Origin of the sequence: Flavobacterium sp. (assembly GCF_017744675.1) — a bacterium.
In the GTDB taxonomy this organism is placed as follows: Bacteria; Bacteroidota; Bacteroidia; order Flavobacteriales; family Flavobacteriaceae; genus Flavobacterium.
The window spans coordinates 87,208-103,499 of sequence record NZ_JAGIAV010000008.1; the positions used below are offsets into that span (position 1 = coordinate 87,208).

At 34.5% G+C, this 16,292-nt stretch carries 15 protein-coding genes; 11 read left to right on the plus strand and 4 right to left on the minus strand.

Features of this window, described 5'->3' with window-relative positions; translation table 11 throughout:
* The first annotated feature begins 142 nt into the window (after positions 1-142).
* The 9 genes from miaB (at position 143) to J7574_RS21560 (ending at position 9,827) form a co-directional block, all read left to right on the plus strand.
* Complete coding sequence (gene miaB, locus J7574_RS21520; RefSeq protein WP_290973747.1) at positions 143-1,588, plus strand: tRNA (N6-isopentenyl adenosine(37)-C2)-methylthiotransferase MiaB; 1,446 nt, start codon at positions 143-145, stop codon at positions 1,586-1,588.
* Positions 1,589-1,673: 85 nt separating this feature from the next.
* Positions 1,674-2,045 carry a GxxExxY protein gene (locus J7574_RS21525; RefSeq protein ID WP_290973750.1) on the plus strand — a complete coding sequence of 124 codons (372 nt, stop codon included), beginning with the start codon at positions 1,674-1,676 and terminating at the stop codon, positions 2,043-2,045.
* Positions 2,046-2,176: 131 nt separating this feature from the next.
* Positions 2,177-3,436 carry a sigma-54-dependent Fis family transcriptional regulator gene (locus J7574_RS21530; RefSeq protein ID WP_290973752.1) on the plus strand — a complete coding sequence of 420 codons (1,260 nt, stop codon included), beginning with the start codon at positions 2,177-2,179 and terminating at the stop codon, positions 3,434-3,436.
* 101 nt (positions 3,437-3,537) lie between these two features.
* A complete protein-coding gene (locus J7574_RS21535) occupies positions 3,538-4,056 on the plus strand; it encodes an LptE family protein (RefSeq protein WP_290973755.1) in 519 nt (172 codons plus the stop codon).
* A gap of 101 nt (positions 4,057-4,157) precedes the next feature.
* Positions 4,158-5,906, plus strand: a complete 1,749-nt coding sequence (locus J7574_RS21540; RefSeq protein WP_290973758.1) for a tetratricopeptide repeat protein — start codon at positions 4,158-4,160, stop codon at positions 5,904-5,906.
* A 3-nt stretch (positions 5,907-5,909) separates the two neighbouring features.
* Positions 5,910-6,251, plus strand: coding sequence for a preprotein translocase subunit SecG (secG, locus tag J7574_RS21545; RefSeq protein WP_290973760.1), 342 nt, complete (start codon positions 5,910-5,912; stop codon positions 6,249-6,251).
* A 143-nt stretch (positions 6,252-6,394) separates the two neighbouring features.
* On the plus strand, positions 6,395-6,670 hold the full coding sequence (gene groES / locus J7574_RS21550; protein ID WP_008467105.1) for a co-chaperone GroES: 276 nt from the start codon (positions 6,395-6,397) through the stop codon (positions 6,668-6,670).
* 74 nt (positions 6,671-6,744) lie between these two features.
* Complete coding sequence (groL, locus tag J7574_RS21555) at positions 6,745-8,376, plus strand: chaperonin GroEL (RefSeq protein ID WP_008467106.1); 1,632 nt, start codon at positions 6,745-6,747, stop codon at positions 8,374-8,376.
* Between the two features lie 254 nt (positions 8,377-8,630).
* The gene (locus J7574_RS21560) at positions 8,631-9,827 is read left to right on the plus strand and encodes an ectonucleotide pyrophosphatase/phosphodiesterase (protein ID WP_290973769.1); all 1,197 of its coding nucleotides are present in this window, start codon (positions 8,631-8,633) and stop codon (positions 9,825-9,827) included.
* Between the two features lie 399 nt (positions 9,828-10,226).
* Here J7574_RS21560 and J7574_RS21565 read toward each other — a convergent pair whose 3' ends face one another.
* The 4 genes from J7574_RS21565 to J7574_RS21580 all read right to left on the minus strand — a co-directional run bounded on the left by J7574_RS21565 (position 10,227) and on the right by J7574_RS21580 (position 14,218).
* The gene (locus J7574_RS21565) at positions 10,227-11,066 is read right to left on the minus strand and encodes an oxidoreductase (RefSeq protein WP_290973772.1); all 840 of its coding nucleotides are present in this window, start codon (positions 11,064-11,066) and stop codon (positions 10,227-10,229) included.
* Positions 11,067-11,158: 92 nt separating this feature from the next.
* Positions 11,159-12,067: an AraC family transcriptional regulator gene (locus tag J7574_RS21570; RefSeq protein WP_290973775.1), complete on the minus strand. Its 909-nt coding sequence runs from the start codon at positions 12,065-12,067 to the stop codon at positions 11,159-11,161.
* 131 nt (positions 12,068-12,198) lie between these two features.
* Positions 12,199-13,728 (minus strand): SulP family inorganic anion transporter, encoded by a 1,530-nt coding sequence (locus J7574_RS21575; RefSeq protein ID WP_290973778.1) that lies wholly within the window; start codon positions 13,726-13,728, stop codon positions 12,199-12,201.
* Between the two features lie 244 nt (positions 13,729-13,972).
* Positions 13,973-14,218 carry a hypothetical protein gene (locus J7574_RS21580; protein WP_290973781.1) on the minus strand — a complete coding sequence of 82 codons (246 nt, stop codon included), beginning with the start codon at positions 14,216-14,218 and terminating at the stop codon, positions 13,973-13,975.
* Positions 14,219-14,387: 169 nt separating this feature from the next.
* On the opposite strand from J7574_RS21580, the gene J7574_RS21585 reads away from it, so the two are divergent.
* On the plus strand, positions 14,388-15,383 hold the full coding sequence (locus tag J7574_RS21585; protein WP_290973784.1) for a sensor histidine kinase: 996 nt from the start codon (positions 14,388-14,390) through the stop codon (positions 15,381-15,383).
* Positions 15,359-16,072, plus strand: coding sequence for a LytTR family DNA-binding domain-containing protein (locus J7574_RS21590; RefSeq protein WP_290973787.1), 714 nt, complete (start codon positions 15,359-15,361; stop codon positions 16,070-16,072). The genes J7574_RS21585 and J7574_RS21590 overlap by 25 nt, the downstream gene beginning before the upstream one ends.
* Positions 16,073-16,292: the final 220 nt, after the last annotated feature.

Sequence of the window (16,292 nt, forward strand, 5' to 3'; positions counted from 1 at the left end):
AAGCTGGAAATAGCTCCTAATAACTGTGAAAGATAAAATAAAACACTAGCTATCAACATTTCTGAAAACATTGTTAATTCTTTATCTGACATCTTGTCATATTCATTTCAATTACGCTATCTTTGCACTTTGAATTTTTGCAATGGAAAAGATTATTGAAGAAAGCAAACAAGGCGAAAGTCTTGTTCTGGAAAATAAACCTGAGAATACTAAAAAACTATTTATAGAAAGTTACGGCTGTGCGATGAATTTTTCGGACAGTGAAGTCGTAGCTTCCATTTTGTCTGACGGCGGTTACAATACAACTTCGGTTTTAGAAGAAGCCGATTTGGTTTTGGTAAATACTTGTTCGATTCGTGACAAAGCAGAACAGACTATTCGTAAACGTCTTGAAAAATACAACGCTGTAAAACGTACCAACCCAAAAATGAAAGTGGGTGTTTTAGGCTGTATGGCAGAACGCTTAAAAAGCCAGTTTTTGGAAGAAGAAAAAATCGTTGACCTTGTTGTTGGTCCCGATGCCTATAAAGATCTTCCGAATTTATTGGCTGAAGTTGAAGAAGGACGCGATGCCATCAATGTAATTTTATCAAAAGAGGAAACTTACGGAGATATTTCGCCTGTTCGTTTGATGAGTAACGGAATCACCGCTTTGGTTTCTATCACTCGCGGATGTGATAATATGTGTACATTCTGCGTTGTGCCTTTTACACGCGGACGCGAAAGAAGCCGTGAACCGCAAAGTATTATGAATGAAATTCAGGATTTGTGGAATAATGGCTATAAAGAAGTTACGCTTCTTGGACAAAACGTTGACAGCTACCTTTGGTACGGAGGCGGTTTGAAAAAGGATTTTGTAAACGCTTCTGAAATGCAAAAAGCAACTGCTGTTGATTTTGATCAATTGCTTGAAATGGTTGCCGCTGGTTTTCCTAAAATGCGTATTCGTTTTTCGACTTCAAATCCACAGGATATGCACGAAAGTATTTTGCATGTTATTGCGAAATATCCAAATATTTGCAAACATATACATTTACCAGTTCAATCGGGAAGCAATAGAATTCTGAAAGAAATGAATCGTCTGCATTCTCGCGAAGAATACATGGCTCTGATTGACAAAATTAGAGCGATTGTTCCAGATGCTTCGATTTCGCAAGATATGATTGCTGGTTTCCCAACAGAAACGGAAGAAGATCATCAAGATACGTTGAGTTTGATGGAATATGTTAAATACAATTTCGGTTATATGTATTCGTATTCTGAACGCCCTGGAACTTTGGCTGGAAGAAAAATGAAAGATGATGTCGATGAAGAAACCAAAGCCAGAAGATTACAAGAAATAGTTGATTTACAACAAAAACATGCTTGGTTTAGAAGCGAGGAATTTGTTGGAAAAACCGTTGAAGTTTTGGTGGAGAAAGTTTCTAAGAAATCAAAAGATGAATTTTCAGGAAGAAATTCTCAAAGTATTACAGTTGTTTTCCCGAAAGAGAATTACAAAATTGGAGATTTCGTAAACGTAAAAATAACAAGCTGTACAAGCGGAACTCTTAAGGGTGAAGCTGTGGGGTTGAGTGAAATGAATTAATTTTTTTTTGCCACAGATTAAAAGGATTAGAAGTATTTTTTTTAATATTTTTCTTACTTTTAAATTGTGATGAAAAATTAATATTATGCAACATTATAGAGAAGAAGAAACCTATAAGATTATCGGAATTTGCATGGAAGTGCATCGAAATCTTGGCCCAGGTTTATTAGAAGTAGTATACAAAGATGCTCTTGAAGTAGAATTTAAAGAAAATAAAATTCCTTTCGAAAGAGAAAAGGAATATTCAATTGAATATAAAGGAAAAGTGTTACCTCATAAATTTTACGCTGATTTTGTAATTAATGAAGATATTATTTTAGAGGTAAAAGCTATTAAAGAATTTTCAAGCGAGCATGTTGCACAGATTTTAAATTACATAAAATTATCAAACTCAGAAGTTGGTTTGTTGGTTAATTTTCAGACAAAATCTCTTCAACATAAAAGATATATTATTTAAATTTAAAAAAAATCTGTGCTAATCTTTTTAATCTGTGGCAAAACAAAAAAATATAAGCCAAAGTTTTAAGTTTTGGACAAAGTGCAAAACTTGGAATCTAAAACAAATAAAAACTTGAAACAAAATCTACTATGGAAACAGTTCAAGCAATAAAACAACGATTTGAGATTATTGGTAATGATCCAAAATTAAATCGTGCTATCGAGAAAGCCATTCAAGTTGCTCCAACTGATATTTCGGTTATGGTAACTGGGGAAAGTGGTGTTGGTAAAGAAAACATTCCAAGAATTATACATTCGCTTTCACATAGAAAGCATGGGAAATATATTGCCGTAAACTGCGGTGCAATTCCTGAGGGAACAATTGACAGTGAACTTTTCGGACACGAAAAAGGAGCTTTTACAGGCGCAACAAGCACACGTGAAGGTTATTTTGAAGTGGCAGACGGCGGAACGATATTCCTTGACGAAGTTGGTGAATTGCCATTAACGACTCAGGTTAGATTACTTCGTGTTTTAGAAAACGGTGAATTTATAAAAGTAGGTTCATCTCAAGTTCAAAAAACAAATGTTCGTATCGTAGCTGCAACCAACGTGAATTTGTTTAATGCGATCGAAAAAGGTAAGTTCCGTGAAGATTTGTATTATCGTTTAAGCACGGTTGAAATTACACTGCCGCCTTTACGCGAAAGAAACGAAGACATTCATTTGTTATTCAGAAAATTTGTTGCCGATTTTGCTCATAAATATAAAATGCCACCTTTAAGACTGGATGACGATGCTGTTCAGCTTTTACAAAAATTCAGATGGAGCGGTAATATTCGTCAGCTTCGAAATGTGGCTGAACAAATTTCTGTTTTAGAAACTAATCGAGATATTAGCTTAGCTACTTTACAATCGTATTTGCCAGCCGAAGGAAGCAATCTGCCATCTGTTATTAGCGACAGCAAAAAAGAAAGTGACTTTAGCACTGAAAGAGACATTTTGTACAAAGTGCTTTTTGATATGAGAAGCGATCTAAACGATTTGAAAAAACTGACTTTAGAATTGATGAAAAACGGGACTTCTAAAGTACAAGATATCAATCCGAATTTGATTCAAAAAATATACGGAAATCAGCAAAACGACAGCGAAATTGACTTTGAAGAAGAGCCAAGAACTGCCGTTGTAACAACTCCTGCTGTTCGTGAAGATAGTTATCAAATGCAAGATGACAATTATTTATTTGCAGAAACCATTGAAGAAGAAGAGATTTTACGTTTGGAGCAGAAAGAAATTGAAATGATCAAAAAATCATTAGAAAAAAACAAAGGAAAACGTAAGGCTGCCGCAGATGAATTGGGTATTTCAGAAAGAACTTTATACCGTAAAATCAAACAATTCGATTTATAAAAATAATTAAATTACAATTTCGAAATTCCAAATTCCAATTACCTATATTTGGCACAATTGGAATTTGGAGTTTAAAAAATCAGGATTTCCTCTTAAATATTATGAAAAAAATATATTCTCTTTTCGCCTTATTAAGCCTTTTTATGCTGAGTGGCTGTTCTGTTTATAATTTTACGGGAACAGGAAAAATCGATGCCAAAACATTTCAAGTTAACTTCTTTCATAATAATGCAGATTTGATTGAGCCTGGAATCGATAGAACTTTTACATTGGCTTTGCAGGATCTGATTATGAATCAAACTAATCTAAACTTAGTAAGTAATGGAGGAGATCTGGTTTACGAAGGAGAAATTACAGATTACCGAATAACGCCCATGACGGCAACTGCTGTGGATGCAAATGGTCAAGCAGGAGCAGCTCAAAACCGTTTATCGATTCGTGTTAATGTACGCTTTACAAACAAAAAGAAAGAAACAGATAATTTTGAAAAGTCTTTTGAATTCTATTATGATTTCCCTGGAAGAGACTTACCAACAGGATCTGTTTTAAACACCGCTATTACAACTATTTTTGAAAGGATTACCCAAGATATCTTTAATCAATCATTGGCAAAATGGTAATGCAACTTGTTGAATCGTTTAATCGCAAAACCGTTTAATCGATTAAACAACCAAACAAATAAACTATTAAACAATTAACCGATTAAACAAAAAAACAAATAATGAACGTTAGCGATTATACCTACTTAATGAACAAACCCGATGCTATTACAGAAAAGCAGGCAGACGCATTAGGAAGTGTTTTGAATGAATTTCCATATTTTCAAAGTGCACGCGCATTGCGATTAAAAGGACTTTACAATCAAAACAGTTTTAAGTATAATTATGCCTTGAAAGTTACAGCAGCATACACATCTGATCGTTCTGTTTTATTTGATTTTATAACTTCTGAGGCTTTCACCTCTATTCAAAATGATTTTTACGAACAGAAACTGAGAGATCTTCTAGAAATTACTGTTTTTGATAGCGAAATTATTTCGCCAGAACAAATTCAAAAAGCAATTGAAATAAAAACAGACGTTGAAGAACAGCCTGTTTTAGACACCAATAAAGAGGTTCAAACTTCTTCTGTCGAAAGTCCTTCAGTTGTCCAACCCATAAAAGTTGAAGATTCTATACAAATTGAAGATTTTGTAAAAGTAGAAGAACTAAAAACTCAAGAGCCTGCAATTATTGAAGAGCCTAAAAAATTTCCAGAAATAGATCCTTCTATTTTCTTGGCAATAAAAGAAGCTCAAACGGTAACTTTTGAAAAGTCAATAGCAAAGGAAGAATCAAAACCGCTTCCTGAGATAGACCCGTCTATTTTTCTGGCCATAAAAGAGGCACAAACTATAACTTTTGAAAAACCAATAATAGAAGAAACAGAACAGGAAATTGAATCTGTTGAATCTAATAATTCGGAAGAGGCAAAAGAAACTGAAATGATTTCGTCTTCAGAATCTGTACAGACAGAAGAACCAAAAATTGATCGTATAGAAAATTCAATTCTAAGTTCTATAAAAGTTTCTGAAACACTTTCGGCACCAGAACCAATAAAAGTAGATGAACCTAAAAATGAGCGTATAGAAAACTCTATTTTAAGTTCGATTAAAGAAGCGGAAGCTGCAAATGCAGAACAGCCTATAGAAACGGAAGAAATCAAGGCCGATTCTATTATAGAAGAAGCTGTTGCAGAAGAACCTGTTTTAAGTTCGGTTGAAGAAGAGGAAGATGATAGTGTTATTGAAGAAATGATCATTCCAGAATTTAAAATGAATACTGTTGAACGATCTATTCTTTCTTCAATAAGAGAAGCTGAAACGAAAACATCTGAAGAACCGAAAGAAGAGATTCAAGAAGTTCTACAATCTGAAGACAAAGAAGAAGAGGAAATCATAGAGGAAAATGAAGAGTCGATTGAAGAGATAATCGAAGAAGAAGAGCCTAATGAACCTGCCAAAACAGCAGCAGAACATTTAGAAATCGGAAAACCTTTGGATTTTTCTCTTAGCGAAAAACACTCTTTTCAAGAATGGTTGCAATTATCTAGAACAGAACCTATTGACCGTTCAAATGAAATGTCTCCAGAAGAAAAAGCTGAAAAAGAGGCTGCCGAAAAAGCAAAACTAGAAGAAGAGAGACTAAAAAAAGCTGAAATTATCGATAAGTTTATCGAAAATAATCCGAAAATCTCTCCAATAAAACCTGGAAGCAATGCTCCAGCAGTACAAATCGAAAGCGGTTCAGAGGACAATTCATACCTAATGACAGAGACTTTGGCTAGAGTTTATCTGGAACAAAAGAAATATACAAAGGCAATTCAGGCATATGAAATATTAATTTTGAAATATCCAGAAAAAATTACTTTCTTTGCAGACCGCATATCGGATATAAAGATTTTACAACAAAATAACAATAACAATAATTAAGTAATGAGCACATTTTCAATTTTTTTAGTTTTAATTACAATAGTTTGTTTTCTATTGATCATAGTTATCATGGTACAAAACCCTAAAGGAGGCGGATTGTCTTCTACTATCAGCGGAACGCAAATGTTAGGTGGAGTACAAAAAACAACTGACTTTTTAGATAAAAGTACTTGGACTTTGGCTACTGTTTTAATTGTGCTAATTTTACTTTCAAGCTTAAGCTTCTCTGGATCTTTAAGTGATACAGAATCTAAAATCATTGACAAAACTGAAGCTCCTGTAAATGCACCAGCAGCTCCAGCTCAAGGAACTACTCCTGCTCCAGCAGCACCAGCTACTAAATAATTTTAGCTCTATATAAAAATGTAATGCCAGCCTGTCAAAGCTGGCATTTTTTTTAGGAAAAAATGTCAGTTTTTCTATGATGGCACAATTTCTGAAAGTTAATAGAACAGAAAAAAAACGTATAACTTATTAAATATAAAATCATGGCTTTAAACATTAAACCGCTTTCAGACCGCGTACTTATTGAACCTGTTGCAGCTGAAACTAAAACTGCCTCAGGTATTTTTATTCCGGATACTGCCAAAGAAAAACCACAAAAAGGAACTGTCGTTGCAGTAGGAAATGGAACTAAAGATCACACTATGACTGTAAAAGTTGGAGACACTGTTCTTTATGGTAAATATGCAGGAACAGAGCTAAAACTTGAAGGAACTGATTATTTAATTATGCGCGAAGATGATATTTTAGCGATTATCTAAAACAATGTTATTAAGTACTGAATTAAGAATTTCATTTAACTTGAAACAAATCAAACTTTAAACAAAAAATTAAAATGGCAAAAGATATAAAATTTGATATTGAAGCACGTGACGGTTTAAAACGTGGTGTTGATGCATTAGCAAATGCTGTAAAAGTAACTCTTGGACCAAAAGGTCGTAACGTAATTATCGGAAAATCATTTGGTGGACCAACTGTTACTAAAGATGGTGTTTCTGTTGCAAAAGAAATCGAATTAAAAGACGCATTAGAAAATATGGGTGCGCAAATGGTGAAAGAAGTTGCTTCTAAAACCAATGATTTAGCTGGAGACGGAACTACAACGGCTACAGTATTAGCTCAAGCTATCGTAAAAGAAGGTTTGAAAAACGTAGCAGCTGGAGCAAATCCAATGGACTTGAAACGTGGTATCGACAAAGCTGTTGAAACTATCGTAGCTGACCTTGCAAAACAAGCTAAAGTGGTTGGAAGCGATTCTGACAAAATCCAGCAAATTGCTTCTATCTCTGCTAACAATGACGAAGTTATTGGTGAATTAATCGCTACCGCTTTTGCTAAAGTTGGAAAAGAAGGTGTTATCACTGTAGAAGAAGCTAAAGGAACTGACACTTTTGTTGACGTTGTTGAAGGAATGCAGTTTGACAGAGGATATCTTTCTCCTTACTTTGTAACAAATCCAGAGAAAATGGAAGTTGAATTAGACTCTCCATACATCTTATTATACGACAAAAAAGTATCTTCTTTAAAAGAATTACTTCCAGTTTTAGAGCCCGTGGCACAATCAGGAAAACCATTATTGATTATTGCTGAGGATGTTGACGGTGAAGCACTTTCTACTTTAGTAGTAAACAAATTAAGAGGTGCTCTTAAAATTGCTGCTGTAAAAGCTCCAGGTTTTGGAGACAGAAGAAAAGCAATGTTAGAAGATATCGCAATCTTAACTGGCGGAACTGTAATTTCTGAAGAAAGAGGTTATACTCTAGAAAATACAACTATCGAAATGTTAGGAAACGCAAAAAGAGTTTCTATCGATAAAGACAATACAACTATCGTAAGCGGTGCTGGTGAAGCAGATATCATCAAAAACCGTGTGAACCAAATTAAAGGTCAGATGGAAACTACTACATCTGATTACGATAAAGAAAAATTACAAGAGCGTTTGGCTAAATTAGCTGGAGGTGTTGCAGTTCTTTATGTTGGTGCAGCTTCTGAAGTTGAAATGAAAGAGAAAAAAGACAGAGTAGATGACGCTTTACACGCAACTCGTGCTGCTGTAGAAGAAGGAATCGTTGCTGGTGGTGGTGTAGCGCTATTAAGAGCTAAAATTGCTTTAGCTGACTTAAAAGCTGACAACGCTGATGAGGCAACTGGAATCCAAATCGTTTCTCGCGCTGTTGAAGCTCCATTAAGAACTATCGTTGAAAACGCTGGCCTTGAAGGTTCTGTTGTTGTGGCTAAAGTTTCTGAAGGAAAAGGTGATTTTGGATACAACGCAAAAACTGACGAATATGTAGACATGCTAACTGCTGGAATTATCGATCCTAAAAAAGTAACTCGTGTAGCTCTTGAAAATGCTGCATCTGTTTCTGGAATGATCTTAACTACAGAATGTGCATTAATTGATATTAAAGAAGAAAACGCTGGAGGCGGAATGCCAATGGGTGGCGGAATGCCAGGAATGATGTAATTCATTCTCTTCTTAAAACTTAAAAGCGCTGGATTTTTATCTGGCGCTTTTTTTTGTTTGCCACAGATTAAAAGAATTAGAAAAGATTCTTTTGCCACGAATTACACCAATTTTCACTAATTTTTTTCACCCTCAATAGAAAAAGCAATTCGCGGAAATTGGTGTAATTCGTGGCAACCTTTTTTATTTAACATTCTCTTTTTCTTTAAAAAACATGTTATCTCTACCTTTGTATTTCTATTTAAAATTGCAAAATGAGAAAATTCACCACTCACCTTTTATCTTTTACATTCTTACTTCTTACAACTTTTTTACAAGCTCAAAGTAAAGACAATTATGTTGTTCTAATTTCTATGGATGGATTTCGTTGGGATTACGGAAAGCAATTCAATCTTCCGAATCTGAAACAAATTGAAAAAGAAGGCGTTCATGCCAAATCAATGAAACCATCTTATCCAAGTAAAACTTTTCCAAATCATTACTCGATTGTAACGGGACTTTACCCAGATCATCACGGAATCATTAATAATACTTTTTACGACACTTCTTTAAACCAATCTTTTTCATTATCAAGCGATACTAAAAATGATTCTCGTTTTTATGGCGGAAATCCGATTTGGAATTTAGCCGAACAACAAGGTGTAAAAACCGCTTCTTTCTTTTGGCCAGGTTCTGATATCGATAAAAGAAATCCAAGCTACTTCAAAAATTATGATAGCAAAGTTCCATACGGAGCTAGAATCGATACGGTTCTGAAATGGTTACAGCTTCCTGAAAAACAGAGACCACATTTGGTTACGCTGTATTTTGACGAACCCGATCATACAGGACATAATTTTGGTCCGCTTTCCCCTGAAACCAGAAAAACGGTAATTAAAATGGACTCAATTATGGGTGAAATCTCTAGACGATTAGATCAATTGCCTATCGGAAAACAAATCAATTTAATTATTGTCTCAGATCACGGCATGGCCAATATCAGCAATGATAAAAAAGTAGCGATTCTAGATTATTTAAAACCAGAATGGTTAGGCTATAAAGATGTTATCAATCCTATTATGAGTATACAGGCAAACCCTGGTTATCAGGATTCTATTGCCAATGCCCTCAAAAAAGTTCCGCACATTAAATTCTGGAAAGCAACTGAAGTTCCGAAAAGACTTCATTATGGAACGAATCCTAGAGTACATGATTTTGTTATTGAAGCCCAAAAAGGATGGAGTCTGGTAAGTAAGGCGAGCACACATATAAACGGCGGAACTCACGGATATGATAATAACGAAAAAGATATGCACGCCATCTTCTATGCAAAAGGCCCAGCTTTTAAAGTAAACAAAAAGGTAAAAACATTTCAGAATGTTTCTGTTTATCCTTTAATTGCTCATATTTTAGGCCTTCAAATTGGAGAAATTGATGGAAAATTGAGTGATGTGCAATCAACACTTAGATAATGTGGCAATTAGATAATATGGCAATTAGGAAATTTGTCAATCAGATAATTCTCCTTGTGACTAACATTATTAAAATGACTTGCCTCCAGCTTTAGCTGGAGGTTCTCTAAAGCAACAAAAAAGGCTTTAGCCAAACATTTTAGTTCGGCTAAAGCCTTTTACTTTACATATAAATATTCCTCCAGCTAAAGCTGGAGGCAATTCAAAAAGAAAAGAAAAACAGAATGCTCCCAAAAAACCAAACCCGACAGGTTTTTAAAAACCTGTCGGGTTTAATTATTACATATACTGGATGTTAGACGCACTGCAGTGCGTCTCTACAGATATGCGCCATCTTAAATCATTTTCTGATTATCTAATTGACAAATTTCCTAATTGGCACATTTTCTAATTTTCTAATTAAAAATTAGTCCCAACAGAAACCTCTTTCCATTGTCCCAATTCCCCCTGAACACTAGCTATTTTTTGATTCGCCATATTAAAGGCATCTTCTCCTAAAAACAAATGCAACGGCGGATTTTGGTCTTGGCTCACTTTAATTAAAGCTTCTGCTAATTTTACTGGATCTCCAGGCTGATTCCCATTAATATCATCTTTATGAGCACTTTCAGATTCTCTTACGTTTTTATATTCCGCAATTGGATTTTCTGGTAATAAAAGCGAACTGTCTTTTAGAAAATCGGTTCTGAAATATCCCGGATAAACGATTGTTGCATGAACTCCAAAAGGTTTTATTTCTGCTGCTAAAGATTCTGTTAAACCTGCAACTGCGAATTTTGTTGAGCAATAAATTCCCCAGCCCGGAAATTCTCCATAATAACCTCCAATAGAAGAAATATTAAAAATATGTCCTGATTTTGCCGCACGCATATGAGGCATTGTATTTCTAATTACATTCAACAATCCGAAAACATTTACTTCATAGTTTTTTCTTGCTTCGGCATCTGTTAGTTCTTCCAGTGTTCCTAATAATCCGTAACCAGCATTATTTACCAAAACATCAATAGTTTTAAAATGATTTATGGCTTTGCTAATCGCTGCCTGTACGCTTTTTTCATTGACTAGATCCATTTCTAGCGGAAGAAAATTTTCTGATGAATCTCCTAATGCCGCAATTAAAGAAGACTCATTTCTTGATGTGGCAGCAACTTTAAAACCTTCTGCCAATAATTTTTTAGCTAATTCTAATCCAAGTCCTTTTGAAGCACCTGTGATAAACCAAACTTTGTTATTTCCCATGATTCTAAATTTTAATGTTTATAATTACAGGACAAAGGTATTGGCGAAGTGCTTCTCAAAAGCTGAAGCAATCAAATGAGAAGTTGCAAAAATCAAACAATTTCAGCTAAGCGATAGTTTTTAGGCGAAATCTGAACATTTTTCTTAAAGAAATTAATAAAATGAGATAATTCTTCGAAGCCTAAACACCACGTAATCTCATTAATATTCCAATTGGTTTGTTTTAAAAGGATCATGGCTTCCTGAACAATTCTCTCTGAAATAATCTGAGAAGTTGTTTTTCCGGTTGTCTCTTTTAAGGCTTTATTTAGATGGTTGACATGCACATTTAACTGATTGGCATATTCTGAAGGTGAACGGAAATTAATTTGCTGTGTAATCGATTCAATCGGAAACTGACGTTCGAGCAATTCTAAAAACAAAGAAGAAATTCGAATCGTTGCGTTAGACTTACTATATAATGAGGTAGTTACGGTTTGCGTTTTGAGTGCGAGATGGATGATTTCGAAAACGAGATTTCGAAGTACATCATATTTAAAAGCGTAATCCGAATTGATTTCGTCGAACATTCTCAAATAAACCAATTTTAAAGATTCGACCAGTTCGGCTGAAATAGGAACAATTGGATTTCCTCCAGGCTGAAACAAAGGATATTCTTTTAAATTTCCATATTGGCTAAAAAAGGCATCTGTAAAAATGCAGAAAAAACCGGTTTGATTCTCATCAAGCTGTTCCCAATTATAAGGAATCTGCGGATTAGCAAAAAACAAAGCCTGCTCTTCAATCTCTACGACCTTATCTGCATAATGCACTTTGTTTTTCCCTACAATCAAACTGATTTTATAAAAGTCTTTTCTGGTGTACGGGAATGGTTTACAAATACTTCCAACAAAGTCATCCAACTTAAAAACATTAAAATGTCCGATTTCTTTTTTAAGATTCTCGGGCATTCCGTTTACTTTAATCGTGTAAAAATCTTCTAAGGTTTCTGTTAGCTTCATTTTGTAAAGTTACAAAAATCAAATTATTCACTTAGAAAAAATGTGCCAATGAGATAATGTGGCAATGAGAAAATGTAAAAATGATATAATACAATTATCTAATTGGCAAATTGCCACATTTTCTAATTAACTCAAGAAACCACTTTATACGTCGGGTCTTCAATCACATTTACATTAATAACTGCATCGGCATTTTTGAGTAATTGTCGGCAGTCGGGACTTAAGTATTGAAGCTCTACTGTTTTATTTTTCTGACTGTACTTTTTAGTGATATTATTCAAAGCCTCAATTGCTGACATATCAGAAACGCGGCTTTCTTTAAAATCGATTACAATATGGTCAGGATCATTCTCAATATCAAACTTCTCTAGAAAAGCCGCTATTGAACCAAAGAATAACGGTCCGTAGATCTCATAATGTTTTACTCCATTTTCGTCAATATAATTTCTTGCACGAATTCTTTTGGCGCTTTCCCAAGCAAAAACCAAAGCTGAAATAATTACGCCAATTAAAACTGCTAAAGCCAGATTATGCAATACAATTGTAATTAAGGCGACTAGAATTCCAACAAAAATATCGTGTTTCGGCATTTTATTTATAATCCTAAAACTTGCCCATTCAAAAGTGGTAATGGCCACCATCATCATAACGCCAACCAAAGCCGCCATTGGCAGTTTTCCAATTACAGGAGCGCCAAAAAGTATAATCAATAAAATCGTCAAAGCACCAATAATTCCAGACAGTCTAGCTCTAGAACCCGCTCCAAGATTTACCAAAGTCTGTGCAATCATCGGACAGCCTCCCATTCCGTAGAAAAAACCATTTAAGATATTAGAGCTTCCTTGCGCAATACATTCCCTGTTGCTATTTCCTCTTGTTCCAGTTATTTCGTCGACTAAATTTAGCGTAAGCAAACCTTCTGTTAAACCTACAGCCGCAACAATTACCGAATACGGAAATATGACTTTGAAGGTTTCAAAAGAAAAAGGAATATTCGGAATATGAAATGGAGGAAATCCGCCTTGAACCGAAGCGATGTCTTCTACCGTTTTGGTTTCGATATTAAAAATAATTACGATGGCAAAAACCACCATAATAGCAACCAAAGATGCAGGAACCGCTTTTGTGATTTTCGGAAAAACTAAAACAATTGCAATGGTTAAAGCGACCAATCCCAGCATAATATACAACGGAGTTCCTTGAAGCCAAGAAACCTGCCCATTTACAACTGTTTTAAACTGTTCTAACTGTGACATAAAAATCACAACAGCCAAACCGTTTACAAAACCAAACATAACAGGCTGAGGAACCAATCTAATGAATTTTCCGAGTTTAAAAAGTCCGATGCAGATTTGCACGACACCGCCAAGAGCAACGGCGGCAAAAACATATTCTATTCCGTGCGATTTCATTAAAGCGATTAAAACTATCACGGTTGCTCCTGCTCCGCCCGAAATCATCCCTGGCCTACCTCCAAAAATTGCCGTAACCAATCCCGCAATAAAAGCCGCATACAAGCCAACTAATGGTGGAAATCCAGCTAAAATAGCAAACGACAACGATTCTGGAATCATAGTCATTGCAACGGTAAAACCGGCTAAAATTTCGTTTTTGTAATTGACTTTCTGGCTAAAATCGAAGAGCTGGAACTTTTTTTTCATGACGTAAAATTAGAAAAATAATACGCAAAAGAAGGCCTCTTTTAGAGGATAAAAAGTTATTGGAAAACACCCGAAGAAAAAACAGTTAAATCAGACTAACTGCTCAAGAAGAAAAAGGAAAATAGAAAGTATAAAACTTATCATTTTGAGATTTATTTATAAAATTAGAATACATGCAAAATACTTAGAAAAAACACAAATGCAGTAACGTAATTACACCTGATTTGAAACAGAAAATGTAAAATTATTCTAATCGCACACAAGTATAGCCTAGACCGTTTACTTGATTGATAACATTTTCATATTTCAAATCAAGACCTTCAACTCTTAAAATTTTATCGCAGTCTTCTAAATCGAAATTAACTTTATAAGCCGGGAACTGATTTTGCATTTCTGCCATAATGTAATCTCGATCAGATTCTTTCTGGACATTTGTTTTAAAAACTTCCACAATTATCTCTGCTTCCTGTAATTCTTTAAACTGGTACATTTTTATTTTTATTAAAAAGATTATAGAAACTCAAGATCAAAAATAATGGAGAAAAGCCTATTTTAACAGCAATTTTATACCAACGGCGTATGATTTATACGAATGGCGTTGGTATAAATTATTCTTGATAAATGCTTACAGACTATACGATTATATTATTTTTGCCGCTATGACAATTGCAAAAATCTACCAGAATTTTTTTCTACGAAATCTAATCGTAAATACGCTTGTTTATTTGGTCATTTTGGCCTGTATTTACGACGAAATAAAACTCGACGGACATAGCTGGTCTTATATTCTGGGCGAAATTGCCATAGGTTATTTTCCTTGCATTGTTTGGATTACGGTGTTCAATATCTGCATTATCAATCCTTTTTTATTCCATAAAAGGTTTAAAATCTTTTTTACTCTTCTTGCGATTTATTGGACAGGCTTTTACTTTTTTATGAATTGGTTTTTTCCGCTTGTCGGATTAGGAAATTTAAAAACCCTTCAGATTGTATCGCTTATCATAAACGGCTGTTTCTTTTATTTTTTGCATATTGTGATTTCGAAAAAAATGAGCCAGGCCGATAAAGACATTATAAATTTCAAATCGGAACTTTCGTTTTTAAAACAGCAGCTCAATCCGCATTTTTTGCTGAATGCAATGAATAACCTTTACGGAGAAGCCTTGGCAGAACCCGAAAAAGTTCCAGACCGAATCTTAAATCTTTCCGATTTATTGCGTTACCAAATTGAAGCTTCCAAAAAAGATTTTGTTTTAATGGAAGAAGAAATAGCTTTTATAAAAAAATATATCGAATATTACACTTTTAGAAACGAACGACTGACCGTAACGCAAAACATTGAAGGTGTTCATGACCAAATCGAGATTCCGCCTTTGTTCTTCTTGCCTTTGGTAGAAAATGCGGTAAAATTTTCTGCCGAAACCGCCGAACCTTTTATCAATCTCGATTTGAAAGTAAATTGCCGAAATTTGTGCTTTACGCTTAAAAATAATTGCCTGGATACCGAATCACGACTTTCGAGCACAGGAATCGGGATTGAAAACCTAAAAAGGCGTTTGGAAGTTTACGGTTTAAAACATTATTTAAGCTGTAAAAAAGAAAAAAACTTGTTTATCGTAAAATTGAGTATATGGCACTTACCTACCGCTGTCTGATAATTGATGATGAATCGCCGGCACACAAAGCCTTGATTTCGCACATCTCCAAATTTGACGAACTGGAGCATTCTGGGAGTGCTTTTAATGGTATGGAAGCCATAAAACTGCTCAACGAAAACCAATACGATATTATTTTCCTTGACATTAATATGCCTGTAATTTCGGGTGTTGAGTTAATGGAACTCCAACCTAACCGCCCGCTTACGATTGTCACAACAGCTTATTCCGATTATGCGCTTTCAGCTTACCAAAACGATGCGATCGATTATCTTTTAAAACCTATTTCGCCAGATAAATTTACCAAAGCCATAGAAAAAGCCAAGACTTATTTTTCTGGAAACAGCCTTAAAAAAGAAACGCAAACCAACACAAAAGTATTTTCGTACCGCCTTAGCGGACAAAATATAGAAATGCCGCTTTGCGATATTCTCTATATCGAAAGTTTAGGAAACTATATGAAACTATACAGCACCAAACTCAATTTACCGCATATTATTTACGGTTCACTCTCAAGCATTGTCTCAGAAATTGATTGTGCTAATTTCGTTCAAGTACATCGCTCGTATATTGTAAATACCGAAAAAATTGCAAGTGTCACATCTAAAACCTTAACGATGTGTAATGGCGAAATGATTCCTGTGGGAAGAAAATATCAGATTTTACTAAACAATTTACCTGTTCGGTAATTGGGATAATTTGTCAATTAGAAAATTAAAAAATTTTTGAAAAGCTCCACTTTTTTAAAGTTGGGCTTTTTTGTTTTTTGATGATTTATAAATTCCCGTAGAAACACCTGATTTCAGGTAGTTTTTTATTAATATAATTGTTTGGAAATAAATTTATTGAGTTACGGATTTCCGTAAAACTAAAAACAAATTAATAAGCATCTTTGATAAAAAATGCAAC